Source organism: Pantoea sp. UBA7232 (assembly GCF_002473195.1).
Lineage (GTDB): Bacteria > Pseudomonadota > Gammaproteobacteria > Enterobacterales > Enterobacteriaceae > Pantoea > Pantoea eucrina.
Genome location: NZ_DKTK01000018.1, coordinates 268,620 through 285,778, shown reverse-complemented (window position 1 = coordinate 285,778; position 17,159 = coordinate 268,620). Strand labels below are relative to the sequence as shown.

Here is a 17,159-nt window from a genome sequence, read left to right as displayed (position 1 = left end):
CTCACCGTCACTCACTATAGCGGGTCAGCTGTCCGGCAGAGGCCTCTGGCGCGGTCGCCAGCACGCTGCTCTCCTGACCCGCCCGTTTCAGGTTTTCTGCAAGCTTGCGCATCATCAGCGCGTTATCACGTGCATAGGGTGAAGATTGTATCTGCTGATCGAGCAGCTGACTGAGATGCCAGTCGAGCTGCTGCAGATCGCGCACGCTGACATCGGCCGGCAGCGTGCGCTGCAGATTTTCGATCAGCCAGCTGCGCAGAAACGTGCCGTCGTAATTTCGCGGCTGATAAAGCATCTGATAGGCGCGCAGCGCGTTGCGGCTGTAAGCGTTATCGGTGCCAGGATCGTCGCGCAGCAAATGCGTGATCTGCTGCGCCACCCGCGGCAGCAGCAGAGACTTAAGCGCATTTTGATAAAGCACCCAGGCCGCGTCGCTGACCTGTGTGCCGCGATAGAGTCCGGCGCGCATAGTAAGCGGCGGATTATCCAGCGAAAAGCGCTCGGACAGCGGCAGCTTAACCAGGTTATTTAAAAAGGGTAGCAGATCAAAAATATTATCGACGGGCTGATGTGTGACCTGCTGACTCTGCTGCGTCAGGGGCGCAATACGGCTCGCCACCTGATCAAGATAGCGCTGGTTTTGCACATAGCTGGTAAGCCATAAGCCGCACAGCAGGATCAGCGCACCCGCCAGCGCGCCATAGCCGATCCAGTGCAGCAGACGGTTGCGGTATTCCCAGTGGCGGTTGCTGCCGGCAAGGCCGCTTTCGCGAAACACCAGTTCGCTGAGCAGATCGCGGATAAAGTAGCTCTGGCCTTTATTGCCCGGAATAGGATTACTGCGGTTAACGCTGTCCCAGGCTGCCAGGGTGTGGTCACCGCTCTGCGGCAGCTGCAGCTTGCGATTAAGGGCGCCCATAATGCGGTCAAACGGCAGGCCTTCCTGGGTCCCGCTGGTAAAAAACAGCCCGCGGGCAGACCAGGCAATATCCTCCTCATGACGGGAGAAGATCACGTCCAGATACTCATTAAGCAGCGGGCGCAGTGAACCAAACTCCTGCGGAAAGAGAAAGCTGTCAGCGCGCTGCATCAGATCGCGGTCGGCCGCCATGCGCTCCGACAGCTGCTGCTTAAGCTGCTGCTCAAGCCGCTGAAAACGTGCCGTAAAACTGCTCTGCCACTCGTCTTTGTGAGGTTTGCCCGGCTCCCAGGGAAAGGTAAATCCCCAGATGGCATCCCGCTGCGGCTTGCTGAGGCCCGCATGAAAGCTCAGAAATCCCTTCAGCAGATCCGTTTTGGTTACCATGATATAGACCGGAAAATGGATACCGGTTTGCTGATGCAGCTCAGCCATACGGCAGCGCAGCGCCGTGGCCTGCGCATGCCGCGCCTCTGCGGTGTCGGTCAGCAGGTCGGCCACGCTGATGGTGAGGATCACGCCATTAATTGGCTGACGCGTGCGGTAGCGCTTGAGCAGGTTGATAAAGCTCTGCCACTCGGCGCTGTCGCGCGCGCGCTGGCTCTCCTGCAGCGCATAGCGCCCGGCGGTGTCGATCAGCACGGCGCTGTCGGTAAACCACCAGTCGCAGTGACGGGTGCCGCCTACGCCACGCACTGCGCTATTGCCGTGCGTATCCGTAAGGGGAAAAGAGAGGCCGGCGTTCAGCAGCGCGGTGGTTTTGCCCGCGCCCGGTGCGCCGACAATCAGATACCACGGAAGCTCATAAAGATAGTGACTCTGAAAACGCGCCAGCCAGCTTTTTTGATGATGGCGACCAAACTGCGTGCGTTTCAGACGCAGCGCGGCTTCGCTAAAGCGCTGTGCCAGCACCTGTTCGGTGGAGTGACGATCGGAGAGCTCTTCCTGACTCATGCTCTGGAGACGATTCAGCAGCTTGCTATTGAACCAGCCGCGCCATATTGCCGGAATAAGCTGAAACAGCGTCCAGCAAAAAAAGAGCAGGGCCACGGCCAGCTGCCGGGAGAAAACCGGCTCCAGCGGTCGGGTCTCACCCCATACCCAGAGCGGGCCAAGCATCCACACCAGGCAGCTGAGGGCGGTAACACCAATCAGACTCCAGAGCAGGCGATGAGTCAGCAGGTGACGAACAGATGTGCGCATCAGCGTTGGCCCTCCGGGGTAACCGCTGCTTCCGGCGCAGCGAAGAGTGTGATCTCAACCCGGCGGTTGCGGGCGCGGTTTTCATTGCTGTCGTTAGGCAGCAGCGGATTACTGTCGCCGCGCCCCTCAGCTTTAACGCTCTGCCCCGACGCCAGCTGCGTCGTCAGCAGCTGCGTAATAGCGCGCGCGCGGGCCAGTGAAAATTCATAGCTGGAGGCGAAACGGCCATCGACGGCGCGGTTATCGGTATAGACCGAGACCAGAACGGTTCCTTTAACGCTTTTCATAGCGCTGGCGACGTGCGCCAGCAGCGCGCGGCCGACCGGGTTTACAACGGTGCCGTCCGGAACAAAAAGTTTATCGGCGGGAATAATGACTTTGCTGCCAAACGCGCCATCGCTGACTTCCAGCTGACCGGCGGCAATCACATCATTCAGACGCTGGCGCAGATCGAGCAGCGCCTGCGGTGAAGCGGGGCGTCGTCCGGGCATGATCTGCGGCAGGGGAGTCTGATAGATATCGCGCAGCAGCGGTTCAGCCGCATTGCCGAGCCGCCAGTTCAGCATGCTGTAGACCATGCAGGCGATAAGCGCTGCCACGGTGGCACAGGCCCAGAGCGGGACCATCGGCCGCGTCAGGCTGTTCACTAACGGATGCACCTCGACCAGCGGCGTTGCGGTGCTACTCTCTGCAGCGCGCGCGTCGTGGATCAGCTGCGCCAGACGTTTACGGATCCCTTCACACTGTGTGCGGCCGCTTTCGCTGCCGCGGTAGCGACCTTCATATCCCAGCAGCAGACAGTAATGGATGACTTCAAGCAGCCACAGATGCTGCTGCGGACTTTGTGAAACGCGGGAGAGAAGCTGAAAGAATTTTTCACCCCCCCAGCTCTCATTGTGAAAACTCACCAGCATGCCGTTGCCTGACCAGACGCCGCGCGTCCCCCACGGCGTCTGTGCCGCCGCCTCATCCAGCACGCTGCAAAGACAGTAGCGTGCGCCGATAATCATCTCAAACGGCAGGCCAGCCTGCTTGCAGCGCTGTTCAAACAGCCGGATTTCATCAATCAGCAGCTGGCGCAACCCGGCCGGATCGTCATGCGTGGCAGCCTGCCGGATGCGGACAACAGCATTCAGCACCGGGGCGGCGGCGTTCAGCAAAAGGTTATCGTTGCCCGCGCTGATATCCTCGCGGGCAATGGGATCCTGCATCATTAACTCTCGTTTTTCCTGGCGATGACGGCGCTATTTTGCCATAAACTGCGGTATGACTGTCGCCAATATGCGCCAGATTGTTGACTCAATCCAGGATCCAGGTCGCGGTATCAGTGGTGCGGCACGCCTTACTGGCACCGCCTACTGCCACGCACACCTGTTTAGCGCGACGCGGTTTCGGGCGATCGCTGCGCAACGTGGCGTCATAGCGGCTGGTCTCAACGGCCGCTTTAGGGGGGATATAGCCTATCAGCTGGCCTTCAGGCTCTTCAGCAATCGCCAGCCAGTTATGCTCCACCCGGCCAAGCACTTCAAAGCGCTGGGCGTTATCAAGGTAGCGCACGACTTTACCGCCGTAGTCAGGGGTGGTCATAACGGAAGCGGCGTAGAGTGCGCGCCAGGATGCGTTGACGGGGGTGAACTCTGCCGGTGCGGCAACCGCATAACGATGCGTCAGGGTAACGCCGTTAACCGTACTGGTTACCAGCGTATCCTCTGTCACTGCCGGCGGCGGGGTTTTGCACCCGGCCAGCGTCAGGGTCGCCAGCAGCGTAAGCATAAGCGTTTTTTTCACCATCATCCTTATCATTCCATCAGATTAATTGCAGAGTAACAGTGGGCGTACCCGGCGAGTATGAACATAGTGTGTTGCGAAAAAACCACGAAAAACAGCCAGATCTCTTCAGGACAACGTGCGTCTCAGTCTACCTAAGACTTTTGAGAATTCAAACTATTGCATCGCGGTAAATTGCGTGTTAGCGCCATAACATCACGCCTGAAGCCGCAGAGGAGGTCTGCAGAAGGCTGCAACAGTTAAGCGACTTTTACGGTTCACCCGGCATCGGGCAGGCCGGGTAGCGAAGAATCTTTTCAGGCAAACGTCTGTCCGGGATAAAACATTATAAAAATTTATGTTTTACAGTGAAATTAATAATGTGATCTCTTTGCAGAAAATTCTCATTTTAAGATTTTCCGCGCCTGTTCAGATCCCCAAAACCCCGATCGCGTCACGTCTTTTGTGCGCTGTTTCTGCTGAGAAAACGGACAGGGCACGACAACGATTTTACTTATGACGCAATAAGCAGGTTATTTCGTGGTTTAATCCGCGCTTCACTCCCGGGTAAGTTTGTCATCCTGTGCTCAGAATTTCTGCCAGCTGAGGTGTGCTGTGTCTGAAGAGAGTAGCAGCGAGGACAAAACAGAATCGCCCACCCCCCACCGACTTGAGAAAGCGCGGGAAGAGGGGCAGATCCCGCGATCGCGCGAGCTGACATCGGTGCTGATGCTGCTGACCGGGCTGATGATCCTCTGGCTCGGCGGTTCCCACATGGCCACACAGCTTGCCCGTATGGTGGCAACCGGCTTTCGCTTCGATCACGGTATGGTGAACGATGACAAAATTATTGTGGCGCATATCGGCAATCTGGTCATGCAGGCAGTGGTGGCGCTGCTGCCGCTGATGGGCGGGCTGGTAATTGTTGCCATGGCGGCCCCGATGGCGCTGGGCGGCATTCATATCAGCGGTAAGTCGATCAAACTCGATTTTAAGAAGCTCAACCCGCTGCCAGGCATAAAACGCCTCTTTTCCGGCCAGAGCGCGGCTGAACTGGTGAAGGCGATCCTCAAGGCGGTGCTGGTAGGGGTGGTAGCGGGCTGGTATCTCTGGAGCCACTGGCAGGAGATGCTGCGGCTGATCGCGGAATCGCCGGTTAACGCGCTGCACCATGGCCTGAGTATGGTCGCCACCAGCTGCGGGCTGGTGATGCTGGGTCTGTTTCCGATGGTCGGTTTTGATGTGTTCTGGCAGCTCTACAGCTATTTCAAAAAGCTGCGCATGACGCGTCAGGAGATCCGCGACGAACATAAACAGAATGAGGGCGATCCGCACGTGAAGGGGCGGATCCGCCAGGCGATGCGCGCGGCGGCCCGCCGCCGCATGATGGCTGATGTACCGAAAGCTGACGTGATTGTGACGAACCCGACGCACTACTCGGTGGCGCTGCAGTATCAGGAAGGCAAGATGAATGCGCCAAAAGTGGTGGCGAAAGGCGCAGGTGACATCGCGCTGCGCATCCGTGAAGTGGCAAAAGAGCACCGCGTGCCGATCCTTGAAGCGCCGCCGCTGGCGCGAGCGCTCTATCGGCATACTGAAATTGGTCAGTTTATCCCCGGTGCGCTGTACGCTGCCGTAGCGGAAGTGCTGGCCTGGGTCTGGCAGCTGCGGCGCTGGAAGCGCGAAGGCGGCCTGATCCCGACCAAACCTAAGCATCTGCCGGTCCCGGCAGAGATGGACTTTGCAGGAGAGAACAGAGACGATGGCTAATCTGGCCGAAAAGCTGCGTTTACCGGGCAGTTTTAAAGAGACGCAATGGCAGGTGCTGGCAGGACCGGTGCTGATAATGTTGATCCTGTCGATGATGGTGCTGCCGCTGCCCGCCTTCATTCTCGATCTGCTGTTTACCTTTAATATCGCGCTATCGATCATGGTGCTGCTGGTGGCGATGTTCACCCAGCGCACCCTGGAGTTTGCGGCGTTCCCCACCATACTGCTGTTCTCAACGCTATTACGCCTGGCGCTGAACGTCGCCTCCACCCGTATCATTCTGCTGGAAGGACATACCGGGGCCGACGCAGCGGGCCGCGTCGTAGAAGCGTTTGGCCACTTTCTGGTCGGTGGTAACTTTGCCATCGGTATTGTGGTGTTTATCATTCTGGTGATCATCAACTTCATGGTCATCACCAAAGGCGCCGGACGTATTGCGGAAGTCGGCGCCCGCTTTGTACTGGACGGAATGCCCGGCAAGCAGATGGCGATCGATGCCGATCTTAACGCCGGTCTGATTGGCGAAGATGAGGCCAAGCGTCGCCGTTCCGAAGTGACGCAGGAGGCCGATTTCTACGGTTCAATGGATGGTGCCAGCAAGTTTGTGCGCGGGGATGCCGTCGCCGGTATTCTCATCATGGTGATCAACGTCATTGGCGGCCTGCTGGTGGGCGTTGTGCAGCATGGGATGGATGTTGGCCACGCCGGTGAGACCTATACACTGCTGACTATCGGTGATGGCCTGGTGGCGCAGATCCCGGCGCTGGTGATCTCCACGGCAGCAGGCGTCATCGTCACCCGCGTCGCCACTGACCAGGATGTCGGTGAGCAGATGGTCGGGCAGCTGTTTAATAATCCACGCGTGCTGATGCTCAGCGCCGGGGTAATCGGCCTGCTTGGTCTGGTGCCCGGCATGCCTAACTTTGTCTTTCTGCTGTTTACCGGCGCGCTGCTCGGGCTTGCCTGGTGGCTGCGCGGCCGTGAGATGCAGCCGAAGAAGCAGCCTGAATCAGCCAGCCTGATGAAAACCCAAGAGACGCCCGCCACGGTTGAGGCCTCCTGGACCGACGTTCAGCTGGAGGATTCGCTGGGAATGGAAGTGGGCTATCGCCTCATTCCGATGGTTGACCATACCCAGAATGGCGAGCTGCTGGGCCGTATCCGCAGCATCCGTAAGAAAGTGGCACAGGAGGTTGGTTTTCTGCCGCCGGTGGTACATATCCGCGACAACATGGAGCTGCCGCCCGCACGCTATCGCATTCTGATGAAAGGCGTGGAGATTGGCAGCGGTGACGCCTACCCTGGCCGCTGGATGGCCATTAATCCCGGCACCGCAGCCGGCAGCCTGCCGGGCGAGCCTACCGTTGATCCGGCGTTTGGCCTGGCGGCGATCTGGATCGACAGCGCCCTGAAAGAGCAGGCGCAGATTCAGGGTTATACCGTGGTCGAGGCAAGCACCGTGGTGGCAACGCACCTCAACCACCTGATTGGACAGTACGCCAGCGAGCTGTTTGGCCGGCAGGAGGCGCAGCAGCTGCTGGATCGCGTTACTCAGGAGATGCCGAAGCTGACGGAAGATCTGGTGCCGGGGGTAATCAGCCTGACCACGCTGCATAAAGTGCTGCAGAACCTGCTTACCGAGCGGGTATCAATCAGGGATATGCGCACCATCATCGAAACGCTGGCGGAGCACGCGCCGGTGCAGAGCGACCCACAGGAGCTGACCAGCGTAGTACGCGTGGCGCTGGGGCGGGCGATCACCCAGCAGTGGTTCCCGGGCAGCGGAGAGGTGCAGGTTATTGGCCTGGATGCCATGCTGGAGCGTCTGCTGCTGCAGGCGCTGCAGGGCGGCGGTGGCCTGGAGCCAGGGCTGGCCGATCGTCTGCTGATGCAGGCACAGGCGGCGCTGCAGCAGCAGGAGATGAGCGGTGCGCCGCCGGTCCTGCTGGTGAACCATCCGCTGCGTGCGCTGCTGGCGCGCTTCCTGCGGCGTAACCTGCCGCAGCTGGTGGTACTTTCCAATCTGGAGCTGAGTGACAATCGCCAGATCCGCATGACCGCCACGATTGGAGGCAAATAATGCGGCGCTGCTATCCGTTAATGTTGCTGCTGCTGTTCACACCGCTGGCGGGCATAGCCGCTACCGGTGCGTGGAGCGCCAGCGTCAGCGGTCCCGGACTTGGGGCACGCGGCAGCTGGCTGTTATCGCCAGCGCTCAGGGCGCCTTCTGCGGCACCCGGCAACATCGCCGTGGTGAACTGGCGCTATCAGCTCAGCCGTCCGGCACCGTCCGGGCTGGTGGTGCGCCTCTGCGCCAGCCAGCGCTGCGTGGAGCTGGATGGTGCCAGCGGATCCACGCGCGGTCTGGCGCTGATCCCGGCCGAAGAGCCACTCTATCTGGCGTTTGGCTTTCAGGGGCAGGGAGCGCTGCCGCCGGGTCTGCGGGTGCTCAGCAGTGAAGTGACCGTAAACTATCGGTAATAACAAAAAACCCGCACAAGGCGGGTTTTTTATCAGCTGCCGTCATTACATCCGTTCGACGGTTTTAATCCCCAGCGTATCCAGCCCCTGTTTCAGGGTCTTCGCGGTGAGAGCCGCCAGCTGCAGGCGGCTGTTGCGTACAGACGCCTCTTCAGCCGCCAGAATCGGGCAGTGCTCATAGAAGCCGGAGAAGAGTCCGGCCAGGTCATACAGATAAGCACACATAACATGCGGCGTACCATCACGCGCAACCTGCGTGATCACCTCTTCAAACTGCAGCAGGCGCGTGGCCAGCAGCGCTTCGCGCTCATCCGTCAGCGTAATCTCACCGCTCAGAGTCTCTGCATCCAGACCCGCTTTACGGAACACCGACAGGACGCGGGTATAGGCATACTGCATATAAGGCGCGGTATTGCCCTCAAATGCCAGCATGTTGTCCCAGTCGAAAATGTAATCTGTGGTACGGCTCTTGGAGAGATCGGCATATTTAACCGCGCCGATGCCAACAATTTCCGCCAGATCGGCCAGTTCCTGCGGCGACATCTCCGGATTTTTAGCGCTGACCAGCGTGTGGGCGCGTTCAACGGCTTCATCCAGCAGATCCGCCAGCTTGATGGTGCCGCCGCTGCGGGTTTTAAACGGACGGCCATCTTTGCCCAGCATCATGCCGAAGGCGTGGTGCTCAAGCGGCACCGAGGCTGGCACATAGCCCGCTTTACGTACGATGGTCCACGCCTGCTGCAGGTGCTGATGCTGGCGCGAGTCGATATAGTAGAGCACGCGATCGGCGTGCAGCGTTTCATAGCGATATTTCGCGCAGGCGATATCGGTAGTGGTATAGAGATAGCCGCCATCCTTTTTCTGGATGATAACGCCCATCGGCTCGCCTTCCTTGTTTTTATACTCATCAAGGAAAACCACCGTCGCGCCTTCGCTGGTGACCGCCAGACCCTTTTCACGCAGGTCAGCGACAATGCCTGGCAGCATATCGTTGTAGAGGCTCTCTCCCATGACATCATTACGCGTCAGGGTGACATTCAGACGGTCATAGACCAGCTGATTCTGACTCATGGTGATATCAACCAGCTTTTTCCACATGACGCGACAATACTCATCGCCGCCCTGCAGCTTGACGACATAGCTGCGCGCGCGCGCGGCGAACGCTTCATCTTCATCGTAAGTACGCTTTGCTTCGCGATAAAATGCTTCCAGATCGGCGAGAGCAATATCAGCATGATCTTCATTCTGCTGCTTTTCCAGATAGGCGATAAGCATGCCAAACTGCGTACCCCAGTCGCCGACGTGGTTAGCCCGGATCACATTGTGACCCAGAAACTCCAGCGTCCGCACCGCCGCATCGCCGATGATGGTGGAGCGCACGTGGCCCACGTGCATCTCTTTCGCCACGTTAGGTGCCGAGTAGTCGATAACAATGGTTTGCGGTTCAGGTTTGCTGACGCCGAGATCGGGCTGCTGCAGCGCCTGCGCGGCCTGCTGTGCCAGCCACTGGCGATCGAGGAAAATATTGATAAAGCCAGGCCCTGCAATCTCGGTATGACTGGCAATGCCGGTCAGATCCAGATGCTTCACCACCTGTTCAGCCAGCTGACGCGGTGCCTGGCCCAGCCGTTTTGCCGCGCCCATGATGCCGTTCGCCTGATAATCACCAAACTGGACTTTAGCTGACTGACGAACCAGCGGTTCGCAATCGTCGGGCGCACCCGCTGCACGCATCGCCTGACTGACTTTATCGGAAAGAAGAGCCTGAATATTCACCGCGTTACCTTCATATGCTGAAAAGGCCCGTCAGCAGAGGACGAGCCGATACCATCATCCCGCGCTTGTGTCGGGATGGAAAAAAAGAGAGGGGAAGTATACGTGAAATGTTAGGATGCGTCAGCAACAGCAGTCGGCCCGGACTGGTCAGCTGACGGCAAAACCGCGCGCCGATTAACGGCGGCGCGGGTGACGACGAGGATTTTTGACGCTTTTGTCTTCACGCACCTTCCAGTGACGGGAAATGGCGAATCCCGTTAATGCAATGAGAACCGCGACAACAATGAGCATAGACATAGAGCCGTTCCTTGTGAGGTAGAAACTCAAATTTATAAGAAAGGGGGGTTATCTGCAATTCATTGGCGCCCAAATAAGAGTTATCTCATTGTGTAAAGATTCGTCAATCTAATCATAAGCTTAGCTTGTTTTTATAAAGTTAAGACTGGCCCTGATTAGGCGAATAATCTGAATGTAAGCCTGTTTTTATCTGGTTTTGGCGGTTTTTATTGACTAAATCGGATGAATCCGAAGGTTTTGTCTGGCTGAAAAAGCTGGCATATTGATTTTAATGATTAATTTCACTGAACAGACGTTGAGGTTTCAGGTAATGAAGCTGGACTTTCCCCCGGAGTTAGACGATTTAACAGAAGATTTTTGCCGTTTTGAGCAGGCGCTGCAGGCTTTTGCTGCGCGACTCGGACTTTCACCGCAGGCACACGAGATTGATCATCTGGCCGTGCGCTGTCACCAGTTTGCTACCGCCGAACGCTGGAAGCGCGGCTTTTTGCAGATTGGTGAGCTCTTTTCAGAAGCGATGATTAACGGTCGACCGATCTGTCTGTTTAAACTCCGGCAGCCGGTCACGCTGGCAGGGCAGCAGATTGATGTGATTGAGCTGCCCTGGCCGGGCGCGAAGCTGTACCGGCACGAGGGCTGGGAACATATTGAGATCGTCCTGCGCGGTGAGCCGGAAACGCTGGGCATGCGCGCCATGGCGCTGCTCTCTGATGCGGCATTGACGCAGCCCGGCATCTCTTTTAAAACCAGCGCGCCGCAGGGCGAGAATGAACGCCTGCCTAATCCTGTGCTGGCCGTCACCGATGGTGAAACCACGATTAAATTTCACCCCTGGCGACTTGAAGAGATTGTCGCCAGCGAGCGCGATTAACGCCGGGCTTCCACCGCCTGCTCCAGACGCGCTGCCGCTTCCTGCAGGGTGGCGCGCGTACAGCCAAAATTGAAGCGGACAAAGCGGTCATCGCCAAAATCGCCTCCGGGCGAGAAGCCGAGCCCGTACTGCTCAAAATAGCGCGCCGGGTTTTCACTCTGCAGGCCGCTGGCGTCAATCCAGCCGAGATAGGTCGCGTCCGGCACAACCATATCGAGGCCGGGCAGGGCATCAATGCGGCTCGCCAGCCAGTCGCGGTTTGCGCGCAGATAGGCAATTTGCGCCTGCAGCCACGCATCACCCTCGCGCCACGCCGCCTCGGCGGCAACCAGCGCCAGAATATCCACGCCCGGCACGATCCCCTCACGCACCTGCTTAAAGCGCCGGCGCAACGTATCATCGGGAATAATGGCCATAGAGGCGCCCAGCCCGGCGATATTGAAACTTTTAGAGGGAGAGATAAGCGTTATGCTGCGCTGTGCAGCATCCTCACTCAGCGCGGCAAACGGCGTATGCTGCACGCCCGGCGTCAGCACCAGATCGGCATGGATCTCATCTGAACAGACGATAAGATCGTGACGCTGCGCAAACGCAAGCTGCCGGGATAGCTCATCGCGCCGGTACACCGTGCCGCCGGGGTTTTGCGGGTTGCACAGCATCAGCAGTCGCTCGTTGCCCGTCATCTCCGCCCGATCTATGTCCATGACCCAGCGATTTTCTGTCCGCTGCAGCGGCAGACTGAGCTGTGCGCGATCGGCCAGCCGGGAAGCGCCGCGAAACGGCGGATAGATGGGCGCAGGCGCCACGGTACGTTCTCCGGCTGCGGTAAAAGCACGCACGGCAATGTTAAGTCCGCTTACCACACCCGGCAATATCACTATCCATTCCGGCCTGATAATCCAGTCATAACGCTCCGCCATGCGCTGCACGATAATCTCTGTCAGTCCGGCAGGCGTGACACCGTAACCAAATACGCCGTGTGCGACCCGCTTTTGAATGGCCTCAATAATACAGGGTGGCGAGCGAAAATCGGTATCTGCAATCCAGAGTGGCAGCACATCACGGTCACGATATTTGTGCCATTTAAGACTATCACTGTGACCGCGGTCTATCCGTTGATCAAAATCGAATACCATAGTGCGCTTTCCACGTAAAATGAGTGAGTAACAGACTAACCGAAGCTACCCCCTCTGAGCCAGCAGTCGTGATAAGGAGAAACCGATGACGAAACTGGAAATTTGTTGCTACGGCATTGATTGCGCAGTGACCGCCCAGCGCGCCGGTGCCGATCGCGTAGAGCTTTGCAGCGCCCCGCGCGAGGGCGGGCTGACGCCATCAGCGGGCATGCTGCAGGCCGCGCTGCGCGAGCTGACTATTCCGGTGCATCCCATCATCCGGCCGCGCGGCGGCGATTTTTGCTACTCCCGTCTGGAGTTTGACATCATGAAATCGGATATCGCGCAGATACGCGAATGGGGCTTTCCCGGCGTCGTCGTGGGCGTTCTGGATGAAGATGCGCATATCGATGTGCCGCGTATGCAGCAGATTATGCAACTGTGCGAAGGCCTGGCCGTGACCTTTCACCGGGCGTTTGATCTGTGCCACAGCCCCAGGCGGGCGCTGGAGGTGCTGACCGATTTGGGTGTCGCGCGCATTCTGACGTCAGGCCAGCAGCAGAGTGCAGAAACAGGAATTGCACTACTCAGGGAACTTAATCAATTAAGCACGGGTCCAATCATTATGGCCGGTGCTGGTGTACGCCTGAGCAATCTGCAGAAGTTTCTGGATTGCGGCTTGCAGGAGGTCCACAGCTCAGCCAGTCGCGCCATCGCTTCCCCTATGCGCTATCGCAAAGCGGGTGTTTCGATGTGCGTCGAAGCAGAAACCGATGAATTCAGCCGTTCCTGCGTTGATGGTGACGTAATAGAAGCCATGAAAAGTATGATGCAGATGAACGTTAACCGGGTCGCCTGATCCGCTATCGATTTTGCCGCACAGCACGCCACCAACCCTGACGTGATGTTTGCAAGTACCACGCCCCAGTCATTTGCTGGGGTTTTTTTTATGCCGTTAAAAACGCGCAGGTGAGCCGGCTGCCGGCAAACATAGCCTGTTCTGCGGTTGATTCAGCCCCTTGTATATTCGCTATACCCGGCATAATTTTCTTCTCCGCCCGCCATCTGCATAGCGATTTGCCGGAAAAGGTGCTTTGCTTAACAGATGGCTCCATGCGGATAACCCTATGAAATGCCACCTTTGTGCAACGCTGTTGCTGACATATTTAGCTGCCTGCCCGACGCAGGCGGCCACCGCTCCCTGTCCGCCGCTCAGCCATAACATCAGCAGCAGCAATCTCTGGATCCTGCTGGGCGGCGCGGCAAAAGGCGCGGTGCGGCAGGTTATTGCCGGGGAGTTTGGTAAAGACGTTGACTCCCAGAAACGCGTGCTGGGCCAGTTTGACCGCTGCGGCGACCTGATGGTGGCTGATATCAGCTACGATAAGCGCGAAGGGAATATTGTGCTGAGCATGGAGCAGCATATTGCCCGCGTACAGCGCGGCTGGGTAGCGGAGTACGCCTGGCGGGTTACCGCGATTAAGTCGGGGCGTGAAGAAGTGGTGGATCAGCGACAGGGTACGCTGAGCTGGCGCAAAGGGCCGCAGGGAAACATCATCAGCGCCACCGATAAATTCGTGAATATGGGCAGTGAGGGTTCTGCAGCGATCGCCTATCATTACGACCCGCGATTACGGGTGCAGAAGAGCGTCACGCGCGGCAGCGATAAACAAAATAACGGTGAAAACCGCTGGCGCTGGAATGCGCAGGATCGGGTGGTTGAGACGCAAAGCGCGCGCAGCCGGGAGATCTGGCGTTACGATAAGCAGTGGCGCGAGCTGGGATTAAGCGGGCTGGCGACCACGCCGGTCAGCACGCTGCACTCTACGGACACCTGTCAGCTCTGGGATGAAGCCGGCAACTGTACGCTGAGTTTTCTGCACGAAAAAGAGGTGTTTGCCAAAGGCACTATCGAGCGTCATCTTACTTCCGCCTATAAATATCAGTACTGGGATCGGTCAGCAGATGAGCAGTAGCAGGATAATACCTGACGCGCCGCGATGCCGTCGCGGCGCGTATTTTCAGGGCTTGCGGGCAACCAGTACGGCGCGCAGCGGCGCGGGGTAACCCTCAACCGTTTTGCTGCTATCGGCCGGATCGAGAAACTCTGCCAGCGACTCGCTGGTCATCCAGCTGGTGCGACGCTGCTCTTCCACGGACGTGACCGCATAGTCGGCAATGCGTACATCAACAAAACCGCACTTCTCCAGCCAGCCTTTCAGCGCTGCCGCTGACGGAATAAAGTAGACGTTGCGCATCTGCGCATAGCGCTCACCCGGTACCAGGACGGCATGTTCATCGCCCTCAATCACCAGCGTTTCCAGCACCAGTTCACCTTCGCTCACCAGCTGATTTTTCAGCTGCAGCAGATGATCGAGCGGTGAGCGGCGGTGATAGAGCACGCCCATAGAGAATACGGTATCAAACGCCTGCAGCGCGGGCAGCTGTTCAATGCCGAGCGGCAGCAGATGCGCGCGGCGATCGTCACCCAGCAGCTTACGTACCGCTTCGAACTGGCAGAGAAACAGCTGCATCGGGTCGATGCCCACCACCATCTGCGCGCCAGCGCCCAGCATACGCCACATGTGATAGCCGCTGCCGCAGCCAACGTCCAGAATCGTCCGCCCGGCGAGCGGAGAGATATGGGGTAACACCCGATCCCATTTCCAGTCAGAGCGCCATTCCGTGTCGATCTCCGTGCCGTAAAGCGCATAGGGGCCTTTACGCCACGGCATCAGATTACGCAGCAGTTTTTCGATACCGGCGCGCTGGCGATCGGTCAGATCGTCACGCTGCGCGCTGACGCTGTGCACCAGATCCAGCGTTTGCGGCGTCAGCAGCGGCAGATACTCCACCGCTTTTTCCCAGTTGCGAAAATGTCCGTGCAGATTGTCACGCTGCCAGGCCGCGATTTGCGCCGGCAGCACTTCCAGCCAGCTCGCCAGCGGGCCGGTGGCGATTTGCTGATAAAAACGGCCAAAGTCGATCATTTCAGCGCCACCAGTGAACCAAAGTTGAAGCACTGGAACCAGAGTTCTGCATGAGCAAAGCCCGCCGCTTTAAGGCGGGCTTTGTGCGTTTCCACGCTGTCGGTCAGCATGACATTCTCCAGCATGCTGCGCTTCTGGCTAATCTCCAGTTCGCTGTAGCCGTTGGCACGCTTGAAATCGTGATGCATGTTAAACAGCAGTTCGCCCACCTCAGCATCTTCAAAGCTGAACTTTTCTGACAGCACCAGGGCGCCGCCGGGATTCAGGCCGCGGGCAATTTTTTTCAGCAGCGTAATGCGGGCGTCAGGCGCCAGAAACTGCAGCGTAAAGTTGAGCACTACCAGCGAAGCGTTCTCAATTTCGATATCGCGGATATCGGCCTCCAGCACCTGTACCGGCGTATCGGCACGAAAGGCGTCGATATGGCGGCGGCAGCGCTCAACCATCGCCGGCGAATTATCCACGGCAATAATCTGGCAGCCGGGTACGCGGATGTTACGGCGCACCGAAAGAGTGGCGGCCCCCAGTGAACACCCGAGGTCATACACCTGGCTGTCGGGCTGTACAAAGCGTTCTGCCAGCATACCAATCATTGAAATGATGTTGGAGTAGCCGGGCACCGAGCGCTGAATCATATCGGGGAAGACTTCAGCCACGCGCTCGTCAAAGGTCCAGTCACCCAGCTTATCGATAGGTGCGGAAAATAGCGTATCGCGGTCAGACATAATGGAAAATCCGAAGAGAAAAACGGAAAGGGCGCTATTCTGGCAGAAAGTCGCCTCTGCTGCACCCGTTTCCCTGCTCAGAACAGCGCGCTCTGCTGCGGCCACGCTGGCAGGTCGCGCAGGCCGGGTTCCAGCGCCTGCAGCTGTGGCCAGAGCGCCTGCACCAGCGGAAACACCTCTCCCATATCCGGCGTATGAATAAACAGCAGCGGATCGCTCTCTGTCTGCCACGCTGCCAGCTTGCTGCGCCACGGCGGAAAGAGGGCTTCGCTCTCTGCCACGCTATCGCTGCCGATAAACCGGACCATCGGCTGAGTGCCGGTGCGCACCGCATGTGGCGGCACGCGCGGTTTTTTCGCCCGCGCGTCGATAGCGGCAGCCGATTGTGAGGCAGAAGCGTGCACCGGCCGGCTGTCGAGGGTTACAACCATCTAATGATGCACACAAAACAATTCTCAATAAAGTAAATTTAACCAATGCTTAATTTACTTTCCCTTACATTTGATTGAAAATTACCATGCAATAAGAAAGTTCTTCATTAACTCAGGGAATAAGATGAAAAGAATTTTAGTAACAGCGTTGTTATCTATGATGCTGGTGGGCTGCTCGCATCAAGCGCAGCCTAATTACTTTGCTGGTGACTATTATCTGTCGGGTGACGATGATTGCCGTAGCGCAGAGTTAGTCGTGCCAGGTACTATTTTGTGTAAGGATGCTGATGGGTACAATACGGGTCTTAGAAAGGCTATGACGCAGAATGATATGCAGATCTATCAGATAAATCGAATGAACCAACAGATGCAGATGGCTCAGTTAAATCAGCAGTTACAGCAAACTGGTCAATCCATACGCAACCAAGGCCAGCAGATAATGCAGCAAAGTCAATCCTACTCAGCCCCGCAAGTGCAGTCCTATTCTTACGGATCAGGTACAACTTCTTACAGCCAAGTTGGTAATAGCTTAGTAGGTTCAAATGGTAGTTCTTGCCAATATGTAGGCTCAACGATCATTTGTAGATAAGACTCTTAGAATTGGTAGGGTGTACATTGCCCCATTTGAATTGCTCGCTTTCCATACATAAGATACAAAAAGTGCCTTTTATTAGTCTGCCGCACTTTTAGGTAAAGACAAGATCTTGACAAAATGTTAATATTATATCAATCCTTCTTATACTCCATCACAATCACCTGTCCGACAGCGTTAGTTGTCTAAACAGATCTGTAAAGAAAACTTTTAACAGCCTTA

The 17,159-nt window shown here is 57.4% G+C and carries 15 protein-coding genes and 1 pseudogene; 7 read left to right on the top strand and 9 right to left on the bottom strand.

Translation table 11 applies throughout. From position 1 onward, the window contains the following. Positions 1–7: 7 nt before the first annotated feature. From tssM to B4056_RS15830, 3 genes are all read right to left on the bottom strand, one after another. Positions 8–2,122: a type VI secretion system membrane subunit TssM gene (gene tssM, locus B4056_RS15840; RefSeq protein WP_094111059.1), complete on the bottom strand. Its 2,115-nt coding sequence runs from the start codon at positions 2,120–2,122 to the stop codon at positions 8–10. Continuing rightward, a complete protein-coding gene (icmH, locus tag B4056_RS15835; RefSeq protein ID WP_094111060.1) occupies positions 2,122–3,336 on the bottom strand; it encodes a type IVB secretion system protein IcmH/DotU in 1,215 nt (404 codons plus the stop codon). The genes tssM and icmH overlap by 1 nt, the downstream gene beginning before the upstream one ends. Before the next feature lie 85 nt (positions 3,337–3,421). Then, the gene (locus B4056_RS15830; RefSeq protein WP_039385979.1) at positions 3,422–3,910 is read right to left on the bottom strand and encodes a hypothetical protein; all 489 of its coding nucleotides are present in this window, start codon (positions 3,908–3,910) and stop codon (positions 3,422–3,424) included. A gap of 594 nt (positions 3,911–4,504) precedes the next feature. On the opposite strand from B4056_RS15830, the gene flhB reads away from it, so the two are divergent. Genes flhB through flhE form a run of 3 tightly spaced genes read left to right on the top strand, consistent with a single transcriptional unit; the run spans position 4,505 to position 8,140 of the window. Then, complete coding sequence (gene flhB / locus B4056_RS15825; RefSeq protein WP_039384913.1) at positions 4,505–5,659, top strand: flagellar biosynthesis protein FlhB; 1,155 nt, start codon at positions 4,505–4,507, stop codon at positions 5,657–5,659. Beyond that, the gene (gene flhA, locus B4056_RS15820; RefSeq protein WP_039384912.1) at positions 5,652–7,739 is read left to right on the top strand and encodes a flagellar biosynthesis protein FlhA; all 2,088 of its coding nucleotides are present in this window, start codon (positions 5,652–5,654) and stop codon (positions 7,737–7,739) included. The genes flhB and flhA overlap by 8 nt, the downstream gene beginning before the upstream one ends. Next, entirely contained in the window at positions 7,739–8,140 is a 402-nt protein-coding gene (gene flhE / locus B4056_RS15815) for a flagellar protein FlhE (RefSeq protein ID WP_071668897.1), read from the top strand. The genes flhA and flhE overlap by 1 nt, the downstream gene beginning before the upstream one ends. 45 nt (positions 8,141–8,185) lie before the next feature. Here flhE and argS read toward each other — a convergent pair whose 3' ends face one another. Next, positions 8,186–9,916: an arginine--tRNA ligase gene (gene argS / locus B4056_RS15810; protein WP_094111061.1), complete on the bottom strand. Its 1,731-nt coding sequence runs from the start codon at positions 9,914–9,916 to the stop codon at positions 8,186–8,188. 174 nt (positions 9,917–10,090) lie between these two features. Beyond that, a complete protein-coding gene (locus B4056_RS15805; protein ID WP_255402039.1) occupies positions 10,091–10,213 on the bottom strand; it encodes a hypothetical protein in 123 nt (40 codons plus the stop codon). A 310-nt stretch (positions 10,214–10,523) separates the two neighbouring features. Here B4056_RS15805 and B4056_RS15800 point away from each other — a divergent pair, with 310 nt between their 5' ends. Further along, positions 10,524–11,084 carry a VOC family protein gene (locus B4056_RS15800; protein WP_094111062.1) on the top strand — a complete coding sequence of 187 codons (561 nt, stop codon included), beginning with the start codon at positions 10,524–10,526 and terminating at the stop codon, positions 11,082–11,084. Here the strand turns inward: B4056_RS15800 and B4056_RS15795 are convergent. Beyond that, positions 11,081–12,220: a MalY/PatB family protein gene (locus B4056_RS15795; protein ID WP_113655092.1), complete on the bottom strand. Its 1,140-nt coding sequence runs from the start codon at positions 12,218–12,220 to the stop codon at positions 11,081–11,083. The two genes, B4056_RS15800 and B4056_RS15795, sit on opposite strands and share 4 nt — an antisense overlap. Positions 12,221–12,305: 85 nt before the next feature. Between B4056_RS15795 and cutC the strand changes: the two genes are divergently transcribed. Both cutC and B4056_RS15785 read left to right on the top strand, forming a co-directional pair. Then, a complete protein-coding gene (cutC, locus tag B4056_RS15790) occupies positions 12,306–13,058 on the top strand; it encodes a copper homeostasis protein CutC (RefSeq protein ID WP_288655271.1) in 753 nt (250 codons plus the stop codon). 268 nt (positions 13,059–13,326) lie between these two features. Next, on the top strand, positions 13,327–14,175 hold the full coding sequence (locus B4056_RS15785; protein WP_039384901.1) for a hypothetical protein: 849 nt from the start codon (positions 13,327–13,329) through the stop codon (positions 14,173–14,175). Positions 14,176–14,220: 45 nt separating this feature from the next. Here B4056_RS15785 and cmoB read toward each other — a convergent pair whose 3' ends face one another. The 3 genes and pseudogenes from cmoB to B4056_RS15770 form a co-directional block, all read right to left on the bottom strand. Continuing rightward, positions 14,221–15,189, bottom strand: a complete 969-nt coding sequence (gene cmoB / locus B4056_RS15780; RefSeq protein ID WP_039384896.1) for a tRNA 5-methoxyuridine(34)/uridine 5-oxyacetic acid(34) synthase CmoB — start codon at positions 15,187–15,189, stop codon at positions 14,221–14,223. Continuing rightward, positions 15,186–15,914 carry a carboxy-S-adenosyl-L-methionine synthase CmoA gene (gene cmoA / locus B4056_RS15775; RefSeq protein WP_288655269.1) on the bottom strand — a complete coding sequence of 243 codons (729 nt, stop codon included), beginning with the start codon at positions 15,912–15,914 and terminating at the stop codon, positions 15,186–15,188. The genes cmoB and cmoA overlap by 4 nt, the downstream gene beginning before the upstream one ends. A gap of 77 nt (positions 15,915–15,991) precedes the next feature. Continuing rightward, positions 15,992–16,339: pseudogene (locus tag B4056_RS15770) on the bottom strand (hypothetical protein); the annotation flags it as partial. A gap of 130 nt (positions 16,340–16,469) precedes the next feature. On the opposite strand from B4056_RS15770, the gene B4056_RS15765 reads away from it, so the two are divergent. Next, on the top strand, positions 16,470–16,934 hold the full coding sequence (locus tag B4056_RS15765; protein ID WP_288655268.1) for a hypothetical protein: 465 nt from the start codon (positions 16,470–16,472) through the stop codon (positions 16,932–16,934). Positions 16,935–17,159: the final 225 nt, after the last annotated feature.